This window comes from Alexandriicola marinus (genome assembly GCF_004000435.1).
Taxonomy (GTDB): Bacteria; Pseudomonadota; Alphaproteobacteria; order Rhodobacterales; family Rhodobacteraceae; genus Alexandriicola; species Alexandriicola marinus.
Window position 1 is genome coordinate 101305 of sequence record NZ_RBVZ01000006.1, and the last position, 14660, is coordinate 115964.

General features: G+C 63.7%; 16 protein-coding genes. 4 read left to right on the forward strand and 12 right to left on the reverse strand.

Annotation, left to right across the window (positions count from 1 at the left end):
- The first annotated feature begins 109 nt into the window (after nt 1-109).
- Nucleotides 110-538 carry a large conductance mechanosensitive channel protein MscL gene (gene mscL, locus EP376_RS16640; protein ID WP_127656742.1) on the forward strand — a complete coding sequence of 143 codons (429 nt, stop codon included), beginning with the start codon at nt 110-112 and terminating at the stop codon, nt 536-538.
- Between the two features lie 63 nt (nt 539-601).
- Here the strand turns inward: mscL and ald are convergent, their stop codons facing one another.
- On the reverse strand, nt 602-1723 hold the full coding sequence (gene ald, locus EP376_RS16645) for an alanine dehydrogenase (protein WP_127656743.1): 1122 nt from the start codon (nt 1721-1723) through the stop codon (nt 602-604).
- Nucleotides 1724-1853: 130 nt separating this feature from the next.
- On the opposite strand from ald, the gene EP376_RS16650 reads away from it, so the two are divergent.
- Together EP376_RS16650 and EP376_RS16655 are read left to right on the forward strand one after the other, a co-directional pair.
- The gene (locus EP376_RS16650; RefSeq protein WP_127656744.1) at nt 1854-2315 is read left to right on the forward strand and encodes an Lrp/AsnC family transcriptional regulator; all 462 of its coding nucleotides are present in this window, start codon (nt 1854-1856) and stop codon (nt 2313-2315) included.
- A gap of 13 nt (nt 2316-2328) precedes the next feature.
- Nucleotides 2329-2937, forward strand: coding sequence for an exopolysaccharide biosynthesis protein (locus EP376_RS16655; protein ID WP_127656745.1), 609 nt, complete (start codon nt 2329-2331; stop codon nt 2935-2937).
- A 6-nt stretch (nt 2938-2943) separates the two neighbouring features.
- Here the strand turns inward: EP376_RS16655 and EP376_RS16660 are convergent, their stop codons facing one another.
- From EP376_RS16660 to glsA, 6 genes are all read right to left on the reverse strand, one after another.
- Nucleotides 2944-3387 (reverse strand): YtoQ family protein, encoded by a 444-nt coding sequence (locus EP376_RS16660; RefSeq protein WP_127656746.1) that lies wholly within the window; start codon nt 3385-3387, stop codon nt 2944-2946.
- 32 nt (nt 3388-3419) lie between these two features.
- Nucleotides 3420-5816 (reverse strand): phenylalanine--tRNA ligase subunit beta, encoded by a 2397-nt coding sequence (pheT, locus tag EP376_RS16665; RefSeq protein ID WP_127656747.1) that lies wholly within the window; start codon nt 5814-5816, stop codon nt 3420-3422.
- Nucleotides 5817-5892: 76 nt separating this feature from the next.
- Nucleotides 5893-6108 carry a phenylalanyl-tRNA synthetase subunit beta gene (locus tag EP376_RS16670; RefSeq protein WP_127656748.1) on the reverse strand — a complete coding sequence of 72 codons (216 nt, stop codon included), beginning with the start codon at nt 6106-6108 and terminating at the stop codon, nt 5893-5895.
- A 42-nt stretch (nt 6109-6150) separates the two neighbouring features.
- Nucleotides 6151-6555, reverse strand: coding sequence for a hypothetical protein (locus EP376_RS16675; RefSeq protein ID WP_127656749.1), 405 nt, complete (start codon nt 6553-6555; stop codon nt 6151-6153).
- A gap of 142 nt (nt 6556-6697) precedes the next feature.
- Nucleotides 6698-7762 (reverse strand): phenylalanine--tRNA ligase subunit alpha, encoded by a 1065-nt coding sequence (pheS, locus tag EP376_RS16680; protein ID WP_127656750.1) that lies wholly within the window; start codon nt 7760-7762, stop codon nt 6698-6700.
- Nucleotides 7763-7831: 69 nt separating this feature from the next.
- Complete coding sequence (glsA, locus tag EP376_RS16685; RefSeq protein ID WP_127656751.1) at nt 7832-9673, reverse strand: glutaminase A; 1842 nt, start codon at nt 9671-9673, stop codon at nt 7832-7834.
- Nucleotides 9674-10066: 393 nt separating this feature from the next.
- Here glsA and EP376_RS16690 point away from each other — a divergent pair, with 393 nt between their 5' ends.
- The gene (locus EP376_RS16690; RefSeq protein WP_127656752.1) at nt 10067-11365 is read left to right on the forward strand and encodes an OmpA family protein; all 1299 of its coding nucleotides are present in this window, start codon (nt 10067-10069) and stop codon (nt 11363-11365) included.
- Between the two features lie 14 nt (nt 11366-11379).
- Here EP376_RS16690 and EP376_RS16695 read toward each other — a convergent pair whose 3' ends face one another.
- From EP376_RS16695 to pyk, 5 genes are all read right to left on the reverse strand, one after another.
- Nucleotides 11380-12099 carry a gamma-glutamylcyclotransferase gene (locus tag EP376_RS16695; RefSeq protein ID WP_127656753.1) on the reverse strand — a complete coding sequence of 240 codons (720 nt, stop codon included), beginning with the start codon at nt 12097-12099 and terminating at the stop codon, nt 11380-11382.
- 132 nt (nt 12100-12231) lie between these two features.
- On the reverse strand, nt 12232-12594 hold the full coding sequence (rplT, locus tag EP376_RS16700) for a 50S ribosomal protein L20 (protein WP_127656754.1): 363 nt from the start codon (nt 12592-12594) through the stop codon (nt 12232-12234).
- Nucleotides 12595-12607: 13 nt separating this feature from the next.
- Nucleotides 12608-12808, reverse strand: a complete 201-nt coding sequence (rpmI, locus tag EP376_RS16705; RefSeq protein WP_127656755.1) for a 50S ribosomal protein L35 — start codon at nt 12806-12808, stop codon at nt 12608-12610.
- 122 nt (nt 12809-12930) lie between these two features.
- Nucleotides 12931-13155 carry a hypothetical protein gene (locus tag EP376_RS16710; protein ID WP_127656756.1) on the reverse strand — a complete coding sequence of 75 codons (225 nt, stop codon included), beginning with the start codon at nt 13153-13155 and terminating at the stop codon, nt 12931-12933.
- Between the two features lie 33 nt (nt 13156-13188).
- Nucleotides 13189-14637 (reverse strand): pyruvate kinase, encoded by a 1449-nt coding sequence (gene pyk / locus EP376_RS16715; protein WP_127656757.1) that lies wholly within the window; start codon nt 14635-14637, stop codon nt 13189-13191.
- Nucleotides 14638-14660: the final 23 nt, after the last annotated feature.

A 14660-nucleotide genomic window follows, 5' to 3' on the forward strand; every position in this document is an offset into this window, starting at 1 on the left:
AAAACCCCCTACTCATGTGCGCAGAATGCTTTAAGAGTGTGCATCGTTGCGAAGGCAGGCATCAACGACCGGCCATATGCAAAGACAAACAGTGAGTGGGGACAGTCTCGTGCTTAACGAATTCAAGGATTTCATCGCCAAAGGCAATGTCATGGACATGGCCGTCGGCATCATCATCGGCGCCGCCTTCACGGCGATCGTCACGTCGCTCGTGGGCGACCTGATCAACCCGATCATCGCGCTCTTTACCGGCGGGATCGATTTCTCGGGCTGGTTCTATGTGCTGGGCGAGGGCGAATGCGCATCCGTCGCAGCATGCACCGAGGCCGGGGTATCCGTCTTTGCCGTCGGCAACTTCATCATGGCCGTCATCAACTTCCTGATCGTGGCCTTCGTGGTCTTCATGCTGGTCAAGATGGTCAACCGCATCAAGTCCGCAGCAGAGAAGCCCGCAGAGCCCGTCGCCGAAGAGCCCAAGGGCCCCACGGCCGAGGAACTGCTGGCCGAAATTCGCGACGCGTTGAAGGCTCAGGCCTGATCCTTCTCGACAATCGTCAGACGCAAGGGGCGCTGAGCAATCAGCGCCTCTTTTTCGATGTCTCTAGCCCTCTTTCAGGGCCAGGGACGGCGACAGAACGTCGATCCCGAGCGCCTTGCCCACTGCATAGTAGGTCAGTCGACCGGCATGCACGTTCAGACCGTTCAACAGGTTGGGGTCTTCCTCGCAGGCCTTGCGCCAGCCCTTGTCGGCCAGATCGAGCAGGAACGGCAGTGTCGCGTTGCCCAGCGCAATCGTCGAGGTGCGGGCCACCGCACCCGGCATGTTGGCCACGCAGTAATGCATGATGCCGTCGACGTCGTAGATCGGATCTTCGTGGGTCGTTGGACGGGATGTCTCGAAACACCCACCCTGATCGATGGCCACGTCGACAAGGGCCGCACCGGGCTTGAGATCTGACAACTGGTCTTTCGAGATCAGCTTGGGGGCCGCCGCGCCGGGGATCAGCACAGCCCCGATGATCATGTCGGCCTCGGCCGCCAGTTCGGCCGTGTTGCCCCGGCTGGCATAGCGCGTTCCGAACAGGGTTCCGAACGTATCATCAAGGTAGCGCAGCCGCTGGATCGACCGGTCGAGCACTGTCACATCCGCGCCCATGCCCGCTGCCACCCGTGCCGCGTGGGTTCCGACGACACCACCGCCGATCACGACCACACGCGCGGGGCCAACACCCGGAACGCCGCCCATCAGGACACCCCGCCCGCCGTTGGCCTTTTGCAGCGTCCAGGCTCCGACCTGCGGGGCAAGTCGCCCCGCCACTTCGGACATCGGCGCCAGAAGCGGCAGACCACCACGATCATCCGTCACCGTCTCGTAGGCGATGCAGGTCGCACCGGAGGCAATCAGGTCGCGGGTCTGATCGGGATCGGGCGCGAGATGCAGGTAGGTAAAGAGGATCTGCCCGTCCCGTAGCATCGCCCGTTCCACGGGCTGCGGTTCCTTGACCTTCACGATCAGGTCTGCGGTCGCGAAGATGGTCCCGGCATCCGGCGCGATCAGGGCGCCCGCCGCCTCGTAATCCGCATCCTCGAACCCCGCCCCCTGACCCGCGCCCGCCTCGACGGTCACCTTATGGCGATGCGACACGGCCTCCCGCGCGGCATTGGGCGTCAGGCCGACGCGAAACTCCTGCGGTTTGATCTCTTTCGGGCATCCGATATGCATGAGCGACTCCTCCTGTCTGATCTCAGCATGCGCGCCCCGCCCCGCAATTGCTTGGACATTCCTTGTGCCTTTTGGCACGGTCGCGGGAAATCGTTGCGCCAATTCATCCAAAGACGAAAGATCAACGCGCATGTCGCAGATTGACGATACGGACCGACGCCTGCTTGCCGCGCTTCAACGTGACGGCCGGCTGTCGAATGCACAGCTGTCCGAGCAGGTGAACCTGTCGCCCTCGGCCTGTCACAGGCGGGTTCAGCGCCTTGAGCAGGAGGGGTGGATTCGCGGCTACGTCGCGCTTGTCAATCCACGCAAGGTCGGCCGTCCCGCCACCGTCTTTGTCGAGATCACGCTCAGCGGTCAGGCGGACGAGGTTCTCGACGCATTCGAGAAGGCGGTCGCCCGGGTGCCCGAGGTTCTCGAATGCCATCTGATGGCGGGCACGGCCGACTACCTTCTCAAGGTGGTGGCGCGTGACACCGACGATTTCGCCCGGCTGCACCGGCGGCATTTGGCCTCCCTGCCCGGCGTCGCGCAGATCCAGTCGTCGTTCGCGCTCAGGACCGTTCGCCAGACGACGGCCCTGCCGCTCTGATCGGGCGCCCCGCATGTCAGACACCGATGTTGATCCCCACCATCCGCTGCGCGCCATGATCGGCCGGCTCGAGGCGCTGGGTGATGCCGAAACGGTCGATCTGCGGATGCTGCTTCGCGCCTTCGGCGAGGCCTCGTTCGTCCCGGCGCTGACGGTGCCCGCGATCCTCGTGGTCTCCCCCCTGTCGGGGATTCCGCTGTTCTCGACGATCTGCGGACTCAGCATCGCGCTGATCTCGATCCAGATCGTCCTGCGGCGCCGGCACCTCTGGCTGCCCGGGTTCATCCTTGACCGAAGGGTCAATGGGCCGCGCCTGAAACGGGCGCTGGCCCGGCTCCACCGGGTGGCAGATTGGATTGACGAGCGCACGACCGAAAGGCTTCGGATATTTCGTCACCGACCCTTGTCGTGGCTGGTGCCGGTGGCCTGCCTGATCTGCGGGCTGGCGATGCCGTTTCTGGAGCTGGTGCCCTTTTCGTCCTCAATTCTGGGGACGGCGGTGATCTTCTTTTCGATCAGTCTTCTGGCGCGGGACGGGCTTTTCGTCGTTCTGGGCCTGGTCATGATGGGGATCGCCTCGACGATCCCCCTCTTTGTGCTTGGTCAGATCACCGGTGCCTGACGCGCTCTAGGGCAGCGTGCCGTTCAGAACATAGCGCAGGATATCGACGACCTGCCCCGGCTCTTCGGCGACGGCCAGTGCCGCGGCATCCACCTCCTTGAGCGCGTGAGCATGCTCGGGCGGATGCAGGATGATGAGCGACTTTCCAAGCGCCGCGGCATAGCCCGCGTCGAAGGCGGCGTTCCACTGCTTGTACTGGGTGCCAAAGCGGACGACGACGATATCGGCATCCTCGATCCCCTTGCGGGTGCGGATCGCATTGACCATCGCGCCCTTGTGGTCGTGCCAGAACTTGTTCTCTTCGGCGCCAAGGATGGCGACACCGCAATCGTCACTGGCCGCATGATCGGTTACCGGCGCGCTGAACACGACATCGAGGCCCTTTGCCCCGCCCATGATCTGCTCGCGCCAGTCGGTGTGAATCTCACCGGACAGATAGACTTTCAGCATGTGCATTCTCCCTTCATGCCCATGATCGAGGCTTACCCGCGTAGCGTGCCGCCCGTGGCTTTCTCGACCTTTTCGACGATCTTCGCCGCCACCGCATCGATATCGGCATCCTTCAGCGTCGTGTCGGTCGGCTGAAGGCGGACGGTGATCGCCAGCGATTTCTTGTCATCGCCGAGGCTTCCGCCGACGAATTCGTCAAAGACCCGAACCTCGGCGATCAGCGCCTTGTCGGCCCCCTGTGCGGCGTTGACCAGCGTCAGCGCCTCGACCCCGCGATCGACGACAAAGGCAAAGTCGCGCTCCACGGGCTGCAGATCAGAGATGGCAAGCGCACCGCGCGCGGTCGATTTCGACCGGGAGGCCGGAATCTCGTCGGGCCAGATGCAGAAGGCCACGACAGGCCCCTTCACATCCAGTTCGCGCAGGATTTTCGGGTGCAATTCACCAAAGATCCCAAGCGTCTTTTTCGGGCCGAGGCAGATGCGGCCATGCCGGCCCGGATGCCACCACTCGTCTGCACCGCGCAGGATCTGAACCTTCTCGGGCGCGCCCAGCGCCGACAGGACGGCCTCGGCATCGGCCTTGGCGTCATAGACATCGAGCGCCCGCGATGTGCCATGCACATCCTTGGGGCCGGTCCGGCCCACGCGAATGCCCACGACCTGAAGGTGCTGTTCTCCGGGTTCGCCGCCGTGGAAGGCATCGCCGACCTCGAACAGCGCCATATCGCCGAAACCGCGCGCCTGATTGCGCGCCGCTGCCCGCAAGAGCCCGGGCAGGAGCGAGGGGCGCATATGGCTCATCTCGCTCGAGATCGGGTTTTCGAGCATCGTCGCGTCGTCACCGCCGCCGAACAGGGCCGCGACCTCCTGATCGATGAAGGAATAGGTGACGCATTCGTTCAGGCCCAACGAGGCACACATCCGCCGGGCCGCGCCGGATTTGCGCTGGGTCGGCGTCAGGATCGGGGCAGGCACGCCCGGCTCGACCCGCGACAGCGGCTTGCCCTCGAGCTTGGTCAGCGATACGATCCGCGCAACCTCTTCGACAAGGTCGGCCTCGCCCATCACGTCGGGGCGCCAGCTGGGCACTTGGGCCATGTCGCCATCCATGACAAAGCCCAGCGCCTCCAGAACGGCGCGCTGGGTGTCGGCCGGGATATCCATGCCCACGAGAGACGAACATCTGTCGGCATCGTGCCGATAGGCGCGCGAAGTGTCGGGCACGGCACCCGCGACGATCATCTCGGACGCTTCGCCGCCCGCATGATCGACGATCATGCGCACCGCCATATCAAGCCCTTGCGGCGTGAAAGCCGGATCGACACCCCTTTCGAACCTGTAACGGGCATCGGAATTGATCTTCAGCGAGCGGCCCGTATAGGCGATCTGGATCGGGTCCCAATAGGCGCTCTCGATGAAGACGTTCACGGTCTCGTCGGTGCAGCCGGTCTCTTCGCCGCCCATGATACCCGCGATGCTTTCGGGGCCATTGCCGTCCGAGATGATCATCTGACCCGCCTCGAAGGTATAGGTCTTGCCATCGAGCGCGAGGATCTGTTCCCCGCCCTTGGCACGGTGAACCCGGATATCGCCCGCGACCTTGTCCGCGTCGAAGACGTGCAGAGGTCGGTTGCGGTCATAGGTAAAGAAGTTCGTCACATCGACGAGGAAGTTGATCGGCCGCAGGCCGATGGCACGCAGCCTGTCCTGAAGCCATTCGGGCGATGGCCCGTTCTTCACGCCACGGATCAGCGTGCCGCAGAACAGCGGACAGCCATCGCGGGTATCCTCGTCGATCGTCACGGCGATCCCGGCCTCGAAGCTGGGCGCGACGGGCGTGAACGGACGCGCGATCAGCTGCCCCAGCCCACGGGCGGCCAGATCGCGGGCGATGCCCTCGACCCCCAGCGCATCGGGACGGTTGGGCGTGATCGCGATCTCGATAACCGGATCGACCTTAGCGGGATCATTCTCGGCCAGCCAGTCGATGAACCGGTCACCGACCTCGCCCGAAGGCAGTTCGATGATGCCGTCATGTTCGTCCGACAGCTTCATCTCGCGCTCGGAACACATCATGCCGTAGCTTTCGATGCCACGGATCTTGCCGACACCCAGCGTCACGTCGATGCCCGGCACATAGACACCGGGATGCGCGATGACGACGGTGATCCCCTCGCGCGCATTGGGCGCCCCGCAGATGATCTGCTTTTCGCCCTGATCGGTCGCAACCTGGCAGACCCTCAACCTGTCGGCATCCGGGTGTTCTTCAGCCTTGAGGACCTTGCCGATGGTGAAATCGGCCAGTCGTGCGGCGGGGTTCTCGATCCCCTCGACCTCGAGGCCCAGATCCGTCAGCGCCTCCGCGATCTCATCGACCGTCGCATCGGTGTCGAGGTGATCCTTGAGCCAGCTCAGGGTGAATTTCATCGCGCGTCATCCGTCGAAAAATATGTGTCAGCGGGGGTCTAGCCCAGATACGTGGCGGGATAAAGCCGCCCTCCGCCTAGTCACGCCGGCTGCGGCCTTGATGCTTGTGCGCCTTGAGCCAAAGCGACACGCCCAGCGCTGGCAGCAGGATCACGGCCCAGCCCAGCGCGTTCAGGACCGTCAGCCTGAGTTTGGCCCCGAACGGTGCATCGGACAGCCAAAGCGCGACATGCCCACCCACGATCAGGGCAAGCAAGGCGCCGATGGCAATTGGGGCAAGTGTGCGTCGCATACCCGGGGAGGTAAGCCCCCCTGCCGCGCTGTCCAGCCGGGCCTATTGCATCAGGTCGCCACGGATCGTGAAGGGATCGTCGTTGAAACAGGTGGTGAAGATCGCGCTCCAGCCGGTGGGAAAGGACGGCCTGTCGAAGACAAGCGTCACCCGGCCCCAATCCGTCGATATCTGGTCGTCGATCCCGACAAGCGCGGCCGGGCAATCCCCCGCGCCGGGCGCGATCCAGTATCCTTCGTGAATATCGCGATTGTCATAGTTCCCGGCCAGCCCTTCGAAATAGAGCGTGGCCTCGATCTCGCCCCACGGCAGGCGGTACATGGCAAAGCCTTCCATCTCTTCGGAGTAGTAGGCATCACCGCGCGGGGTGGACCAGACCTCGTCGGCCACGGCCGGCGCGGCGGAAATGAAGGCCGCGACACAGGTGGCGGCGGTGCGGATCATCACGATGGGTACCCTCCCTGAACAGACACCGAAAGCCTAGCCCGGAGCATCCGGCAAGGAAAGGTGACCTGGCCAGGGTGGGGAACAAACCTGCAAGGGACGGCGGGTGGGGCGATGCGCGGCACGCGCGAGCGTCATCCCGGCGTCACGCACCCCCGTGCAGCGTCGGCACGTCGAGCGCCGAAAAACCATAGTGGCGCAGCCAGCGCAGATCGCTGTCAAAGAACGCGCGCAGGTCGGGGATGCCGTATTTCAGCATGGCCAGCCGGTCGATCCCGATCCCGAAGGCAAAGCCCTGCCACTCGTCCGGATCGATGCCCGCGTTGCGCAGCACGTTGGGATGCACCATGCCCGAACCCAGAACCTCGAGCCAGTCATCGCCCTGCCCGACCTTGACCTGCCCGTCGACCCATTCGCATTGAACATCGACTTCGGCCGAAGGTTCGGTGAACGGGAAATGCGAAGCCCGGAACCGGGTCTTCACCTCTGTTCCGAAGAACGCGGTAAAGAATTCCTCAAGGACCCATTTCAGGTTCGCCATCGAGATGTCACGGTCGATCGCCAGACCCTCGACCTGATGGAACATCGGCGTATGGGTCTGGTCGTAATCGGCGCGATAGACGCGGCCCGGGCAGATGATCCGGATCGGCGCGCCGGTCTTTTCCATCGTGCGGATCTGGACGGGCGAGGTATGGGTGCGCAGCACATGCGGCGGGCGGTTATCGCCGTCGGCGCGGTGGGTATAGAACGTATCCATCTCGGCCCGCGCGGGGTGGTGGCCCGGGATGTTGAGCGCGTCGAAATTGTACCAGTCGCTTTCGATCTGCGGCCCTTCCGCGACGCTGAAACCCATGTCGGCAAAGATCGCCGTGATTTCCTCGGTCACCTGGCTGATCGGGTGGATCGTGCCCTGCGCCCGGGCGCGGGCGGGCAAGGTCACGTCCAGCCATTCCCCCTTGAGACGCTCTTCCAGGGCGGCATCGGCCAGTGCGGTCTTGCGGGCGGCAAGGGCGGCGTTGATCTCGTCCTTCAGGGCGTTGAGCGCGGGGCCGGCAACCTGACGCTCTTCGGGGGTCATCTTGCCCAGTTCGCGCATCTTGAGGCTGATTTCGCCCTTCTTGCCGACGGCCTGAACCCGCAACTCTTCGAGCGCAGCCTCGTCGGCGGCACCGGCAATCAGGTCGATGTATTTGTCGCGCAGGTCGTCCATGAACAATCCCCAAGAAACCGTCGCAGGACGGTTAGCGCCGGGGGCCGCGATTTGCAACCGCGCGCAGGGCTATTCAAGGCGGCGGATCTCGTCATGGGCATGACGCAGCCGCGCACCGAGGCTGCGCACGACATTCGACAGGATCGCGGGGATCAGGCCCGGCCGCTCCGCTGACAGGTCCCGCAACTCCGCCACCGGCAGCGCATAGCAGGTGGCCGCACCCTTGGCGTGGGCATCGGCGGCCGTGGCCGCGCCGTCGGCAAGCGCCGCTTCGCCAAAGCATTGGCCGGGCCCCACTGAGACAAGCCGCCGGGACCGCCCGTCAGCGCCGGGCAATGTCAGATCCACAACGCCGCTCGCGACCAGAAAGACCGCCTCGACCTGGGCGTCATGCGCGATGATCTGTTCCCCATCGCCGTAGCGGTAGACCCGCACGATGGATTCCAGCGCGCGGTAATCCTCGGACGACAGACCCGACAGAATGCCCATGTCGGGCAGGGCATAGCGGGCGGTATCCGACATTTCCTGATGCCCCATCAGCAGCCGCGTCTCGGCCTGTTCCAGCGCGGCGTCCAGATCGGGAAGAAACTCCACCGGGAGGCCCTCGGCCTCCGCCTCGACACGGACAAGCCCGCTTGATCCTGCGCCGGACACGCCAGACAGCGTTACCCGGTAACCAGTGTTGCAGAACGTCATCAGGGACTGGACCAGCATCCGCGCCGCAGGCCGTTCGACCGAGCCTGCCCGTGCCAGATCGATCACGATCTCGGAAAACGTGGCAGCGCCCTCGGTCAGGGTTCGGATCACCGTCTCCATCCCACCGAACCGCAGCGCCCCCTGAAGCTCGAGGACCAGCACCTTTCGTCCATGTTCGCGCAGATAGGCCCGCGCACCCGCCGAGCGCACCCGTTTCGAGCCTGCCTCCCCGAGGTGATAGCTGTGGCGGATCACCGTGCCCGGCTGGTTCGACTGGGCAAAGGCATGAAGCCCGAATGTCCGCGACACCTCGCGGCAGGTCTCCACGCCGCGCACGCTGTTGCCGAAGGTATCGAGCCGGGGCGACCAGACGGCGATGCCGCCCTGCCCTGGAAGAACGGCGATGATCCCGCCTGCGACCCCACTTTTTGCGGGAATCCCCACCTCATAGGCCCATTGCCCAGCATAATCGTACATGCCGCAGGTATTCATCAGGGTCAGCACATCCTGAACGGCATCGGCCGAAAAGATCCGATCCTCCGTCCCGGGAGCGACGCCCATATTGCCCAGAACCGCCGCCATCCGCGCCATGTCGGCACATGTCACCTCGATCGCGCATTGCTGGAAATAGAGGTCGAGCACCTCTTCGGGATCATTCTCGATCATGCCCGAATTCAGCATCAGATAGGCGATCGCCCGGTTTCGATGCCCCGTGGCCTTTTCCGAAACATAGACATCCTGATCGATCGCAAGGTCACGTCCGGCAAGGCGGCTGAACAGCTGCCGCATCTGATCGACATCGCCGGGCCCCGTCAGAAGCGACGCGACAGAGATCGCACCGGCGTTGACCATCGGATTGAACGGGCGGTTGTTCGTCTCATCGAGGATGATCGAATTGAACGCCTCGCCCGTCGGCTCGACCCCGACATGTCGCAGGACTTTTTCCCGACCGTGACGCATCAGCGCCGCGCCATAGGTGAATGGCTTGGACATGGACTGGATCGTGAAGGGAACATCTGCCTCGCCGATGGTGTAGCAGGTGCCATCCAGCGTCACGACGGCCATGCCGTAGGCTTCGGGATCGGCTTTGGCGAGTTCGGGAATATAGCTTGCCACCTCGCCGTCGCGGTTCTCAAGCATTCGGTCGCGAAGCCGGGCCATATAGCCCTGTATCGGGGAGGCCACCCGATTGTCGATTTCAGGTCCGGGATACACGTGACTGTCCTTCGTATTGCGAGACCGATCCTCAGCCAGCCCATCGGGATCGTCCACACCACGGCGCGCGAACCGCGCTCCACAGTCGCACAGGGAATTACAGCCGCCCGAAAAACAGTCAAAGCGCCCAATAATTGGCAAGGGGCGCAGGGCATCTGCCGAACCAACGCGCAGAGCGGACACCGAAAGCCGATCCGCCGTCACCACCGATGAGAAATCAAGCGACACATCATGCGGTATTGATTTTTTGCTGCGATCCTACACCTCGGGTGGTGACACCAATTGTCGCGGTTTGTTACACTCACCGCATATAGATTGAGCGATTCCTGGGTTCACCGACGGCTGCCAGAACCGGGCATCGCATTATTGGGTCATTTTTGGGGGACGAGTGACATGGCGGACGATTTCCAGTTGGGGCAAGGCCCCGCCATTGGCGACGCACATTCGAAATCCGGCACGGGAAAGAAGCTGCTCCTTGGCGCATTGATCGTCGCGGTATGCGGGGGCGGCGGCTTTGCGCTCGGAATGGCCTATCTCAGCGGTGCGATCACGTTCAATTCGCCGATCGAGATCGCTTCTTCGCCTGACCGCAGAACCGGAACCGACGACAGCGTCGTGGCGGAATCGGCAGTGCCGGGCGAAGCGTTTTCGGGCGCATCAGCCGATGACACCGCAACCCAGATCGCGCAGATCGTTGCGGGTCAACTACCCGCCATCGACGAACCGGATCCATCGTTGGCGGCCGCCGGAACAGGGCCGGGTCCGACGTCAGGTGAAGCGCTCGAAGACATCGTGAGCCGCGCGATCGGCGCACCGGCACAGGCCGCGATCGAGCAGCCGGCACGTGCCGCGGATGTCAGCCCGGCGCCTGTCTCGACATCCTTGTTCAACGCCTCGCCGTCGGCGATCTCCAACACTGCGCAATGCATCGAAGACCTCCGTGTCCTGAGCGCCGAAGCGCGCGTCTATTTTCCCAGCGGCGGCACGACCGGCGCCGAAGAGGGCATAGCACAGGCCCGGCTTCTTGGCCTCGTGGCGCAGGATTGCCCGGGCGTCGTGATCCAGGTCGAAGGCCATTCCGATCCCTCGGGCGATCCGGCCATCAACATGCAGCTTAGCGAACAACGCGCCCAGGCGGTCATCGACAGGGTCGCCGCGCAAGGGATCGATACTTCTGTCTTTCGGGCGGTCGGCTTTGGCGACCGGCAGCCCGCCGCGATCCGTGGCGATCAGCCGGTTGCCTTTTATGACCGGCGGGTCGAGTTCTCGGTGATCGAGACGTCGGCCCCGACGCCTGTTTCGACAAGCCCCGGCCTCGCGCCGCGGACACCGCCCGTCTGCGTCACCCGGCTTGAAGAAAGCGTGGGCCAGACCCGGATCTTCTATTCGCCCCGGTCCATCGCGGCCAGCCAATCGGAATTGTCGAATGCGATCCAGCTGGCCGCCGCGGCGGCCGCCTGCCCCGAGGCCAAGCTTCGTGTCGTGGGCCAATTCTCCGACGAACCCGGTTCGGGAGAGACGCCGGCCACCGCGCGGATGCGGGCCATCGCGATGATGAGCATGCTTGTCGCCGCCGGGTTCGAGGCCGAGGATATCATCATCGCGGCGCCGTCACGGCCCACGGCGATCCCCGGCGCGCCGGGCATCCGGAAAACCCGCGTCGATTTCGATATCATCGCCGAGTATGACTGAACCGGATCTGGCGCCTAGCCGCGATAGGCCCGCACGTCCGCCAGAAATGACGTGACATGCGGGTCATCCACCCCAAGCGCGACAAGCCCCCTTGCGAGCGCCTCGAGGTAGTCCCGGCTTGTGCCCAGAACACCTTCGCCAGTCGCACATAGCCGAACCTGTTCCTCGTGGGGCAGGTCCGCGACGATCGCGTCGGTGTCGTGATCGGCAAGGAAGGTCAGCGCCTCAATCGGGCCTTGCGCCGTTTCAACCGGAATGAAGACGGGCTGATAGGCGGCGCCCACTCTCTCGCGGTTCCACAAGCGGCGGGTTTCGGCTTCGAGCATGTCGCGCCGGATTCGGAACACGAGGCCATCACAGCCGTCGCCCAGATCAAGCGCGGCCATGACCCCCGGCCTGTCGGGCATGCCGCGCGCGCCGTTGATGTCCATCAGGATGAATCGACGTTCCACACCCGGAGCATGCGCACGGCGCAACTCCTCGAACAGAACAGCCGGATCCCACATCAGCGATCCATAGGCAAAGACCCAGAGATCCTGATCCCATCGACCCGCCATCGCGCGGGCGCGGCAGGCATCGCGCACCTCGTCAGGGATGACGAAATCGGGGTTCAGGTCGTTTTCGCGAACCTGCTCGCGCACCAATGCTGGCGTAATCTCGCGCAGGGCGGAATCCTCTGGCGGGGTGACGAGCGGAGCCAGCCCCGGATGATGACGAAACGGATCGTTGGTCATGTGCGGGCACCCCGGATCAATCCTGCAAGAATGGTCGGGATTGCGATGAAAGAACAGGGGCTGCGTGTTCGGAATGAAAAAAGCCGCGGACCAGACGGGCCGCGGCTTCGATCATTCTCGGGTGTCTCTGGCTCAGGCCAGGGCGGCCCGGGCCTTGTCGACGATCGCGCCGAACGCATCGGGCTCGTTCACGGCGAGATCGGCCAGAACCTTGCGGTCCACTTCGATCCCGGCCAGCGTCAGGCCATTGATGAAGCGGGAATAGGTCATGTCGGCGTCGAACGCACGGACACCGGCGTTGATCCGCTGGATCCAGAGCGAACGGAAATTCCGCTTGCGGACCTTGCGGTCGCGGGTCGCGTACTGGTTGGCCTTGTCGACGGCCTGACGGGCCACTTTGAACGTCGTTGACCGGCGATCATAATAACCTTTGGCCTGATCAAGAACCTTCTTGTGACGGCGATGGGTGACGGTTCCACCTTTGGTGCGGGGCATATCTCAGTCCTCCTTAGCGCGCGTACGGCATCATCGGCTTGATGATCTGTTCATCAGCCTTCGACAGCGTGGTTGTTCCGCGGGCATTGCGGAGGAACTTGTTCGTCCGCTTGATCATGCCGTGACGCTTGCCCGCCTGGGCCGCGACGACACGACCGGAGGCCGTGATCTTGAACCGCTTCTTGCAGCTCGACTTCGTCTTCATCTTGGGCATTTTCGTCTCCTTGGATCAGAGTGTACCGCGTGGGGAGGCATGCCACTGATGGCCATCCACGCGGGTGTTCGAGCGCGCCGTATACTGCCCGCCCGCCAAGCTTGCAAGGCCTTATGCGGCAATCAGTTGATGTAGCGGCCGACGACCCGGACGAATACGTCGGGAATGCTGGCGAAGGTGTAACCACTCGGCTCTGAATACAGGGCGAGCGCGATAAGCCCGCCACCGACCATCACGAGAATCGCCGCCGATCTGGGCGCGCGACCTTCGGAGAACGCGCTGATGACCGCCGGGAAGGTGAAGGCGACGAGTACGATACCCACCACCAGAGCCAGATCCCAATCCATAACCTACCCCGCAATTTTCATGACGGGAAAAATCTACTCCGGATCAGCACTGTAAATCAAACGTTCCTGACAGGGCGCGACACGCAGGATATTCGTGGAACCGGGCGTGTTGAACGGCACACCTGCCGTCACGACGATCATGTCGTCTTCGGTGGCCAGCCCTTCTGCGAGCGATGCGCGCACAGCGCTGACGACCGCGCCCTTGAACCGGTCGATGGGTCCGGTAATCACGTTGTTCGTGCCCCAGGACAGACAAAGCCGGCGCGCGGTCGAAGGTTCGGTCGTCAGCGCGATGATCGGCACGCGCGGCCGTTCCCGTGAAACGAGAAGCGCGGTTGTCCCGCTTTCGGAAAAGCAGCAGATCGCGGCGACCTTGGTCGCCTCGGCAATCTCGCGCGCGGCCGAGACGATCCCGTCGGCGACGCTCGTCCGTTCGATCTTGCGGGAGGCTTCGATGATCTCGGTATAGGTGGGATCGCTTTCCACCTCGGCTGCCACGTTGTCCATCGTGCGGACGGCCTCGATCGGGAACTGACCGGCGGCACTTTCGGCTGACAGCATGACGGCATCGGTGCCTTCGTAGATCGCGGCGGCCACGTCGGACACCTCGGCCCGCGTCGGCATCGGGCTGTCGATCATGGATTCGAGCATCTGTGTGGCAACGATCACGGGCTTGGCCACGGCCCGGCATTTGCGGATCAGGCGCTTCTGGATGGGCGGCACGTTCTGAACCGGAAGCTCGACGCCCAGATCACCCCGCGCGACCATGATCCCGTCTGACACTTCGAGAATGGCGTCGAAGGCGTTCACCGCCGCGGGCTTTTCGATCTTGGACAGGATGGCGGCGCGATCGCCGGCCAGACGGCGCGCCTCGATCACGTCGGCGGGTCGCTGGACGAAGCTCAGCGCCAGCCAGTCGACGCCCAGTTCGCAGACGAACTCCAGATCGTCGCGATCCTTTTCGGACAGGGCCGCCAGAGGCAGAACCACGTCGGGGACGTTCACGCCCTTGCGGTTCGAGATCGTGCCCCCCACGATCACCTCGCAATCGGCGAAATCCGCGCCGCAGTCCCGCACCCGCAACTTGATCTTGCCGTCATTGACCAGAAGATGTGACCCGGGTTCCAGCGCGTCGAAGATTTCCTTGTGCGGCAAGGTCACCCGCGTTGCGTCGCCGGGCTTGTCGGCAAGGTCGAGCCGGAAAGAGGCCCCCACTTCCAGTTCCTCGCCATCGGGATTTGCAAAGGTGCCGACGCGCAGCTTGGGGCCCTGCAGATCGGCAAGAATACCGATCGGCGTTCCAAGGTCCTTTTCGATCTGACGGATGATCGCATGACGTTCGCGTATCTCGTCGTGGGACCCGTGGCTCATGTTCAGACGAAACACATCTGCCCCGGCTTCCATCAGGGCGCGTATCATCTTGTAATCACTCGATGCCGGTCCAAGAGTTGCGACAATCTTTACGTTGCGATGACGTCTCATCGGGTTCCTCGATTCATTTCCTT